The sequence below is a fragment of the Streptomyces alkaliphilus genome, assembly GCF_014141535.1.
Lineage (GTDB): Bacteria > Actinomycetota > Actinomycetes > Streptomycetales > Streptomycetaceae > Streptomyces > Streptomyces alkaliphilus.
Genome location: NZ_VKHT01001336.1, coordinates 1 through 1,085, shown reverse-complemented (window position 1 = coordinate 1,085; position 1,085 = coordinate 1). Strand labels below are relative to the sequence as shown.

At 80.1% G+C, this 1,085-nt stretch carries 1 protein-coding gene; it reads left to right on the top strand.

Features of this window, described 5'->3' with window-relative positions:
* Nucleotides 1–2: 2 nt before the first annotated feature.
* Nucleotides 3–1,061 (top strand): SAM-dependent methyltransferase, encoded by a 1,059-nt coding sequence (locus FNQ90_RS24335; RefSeq protein WP_182608313.1) that lies wholly within the window; start codon nucleotides 3–5, stop codon nucleotides 1,059–1,061.
* The last annotated feature ends 24 nt before the right edge of the window (nucleotides 1,062–1,085 follow it).

Below are 1,085 nucleotides of genomic sequence, written 5' to 3'. Positions count from 1 at the left end.
GAATGGACGGCGGGGCGGGGGCCGGCGACGGTCCCGTGCGGTGGCGGGAGGCGATGGAGCGCGCCCTCTACGGCCCCGACGGATTCTTCCTCCGGGAGGTCCCCGCCGCGCACTTCCGCACCTCCGTGCACGCCTCCCCCCTCTTCGCGGACGCCGTCGCCGAGCTGTTGCTGCGGGTGGACCGCGCCCTCGGCTCCCCCGGGTCCCTCGACCTGGTGGACATCGGCGGCGGTCGCGGGGAGCTGGTCACCGGCGTGCTGGCCGCGCTGCCGGAGGCCGTCGCCCACCGGGTGCGCGCCCTGGTGGTGGAACGCTCCTCCCGCCCCGGGGGGCTCGACCCCCGCGTCGGGTGGTCGGCCGACCCTCCGGGGGACGTGACGGGCCTGGTGTTCGCCAACGAGTGGCTGGACAACGTGCCGGTGGACGTGGTCGTGAACGACCCGCCCTGGCCGCCCCGCCTGCTCCTGGTGGACCGGGCCGGCCGGGAGCGGCCGGGACCGCCCGTGGAGGAGGCGGACGCGAGGTGGCTGCGACGCTGGTGGCCACTGCCCGACACCGGCCCGGTCGGCGAGCGGGCCGAGCCGGGCGGCCCGAGGGACGCGGCCTGGGCACGGGCCGTGGGACGGCTGCGGCGCGGCCTGGCGGTGGCCGTGGACTACGCCCACACCCGCGACACCCGTCCGCCCGGCGGCACCCTCACCGGCCACCGGGAGGGCCGGGCGGTCGCGCCGGTCCCGGACGGCTCCGCGGACCTGACCGCACACGTCGCCCTGGACTCCTGCGCGGCGGCGGGCATCGCGGCGAGCGCCCCGGCCCGGGCGGCGGCCGGCGGCCCCCCGGACCCGGCGGCGGGCATCCTGCTCGACCAGCGGACCGCGCTGCGCCGGCTGGGCGTCTCCGGGCGGCGCCCCCCGCTGGAGACGGCCTCCCGGGACCCGGCGGGGTACCTGCGGGCGCTGGTGCGGGCGGGCGAGGCGGCCGAGCTGACCGATCCGGCCGGGCTGGGCGGCTTCGGCTGGCTGCTGCACCCGGTGGGCATCGCGAACCCCCTCGCCGATTGAGCCGACGGGCGCGCGCCCGACGCC

Coding starts and splice junctions, on each gene's coding strand:
- FNQ90_RS24335 (WP_182608313.1), top strand. CDS start 3: ATGGACGGCGGGGCGGGGGCCGGCGACGGTCCCGTGCGGTGGCGGGAG.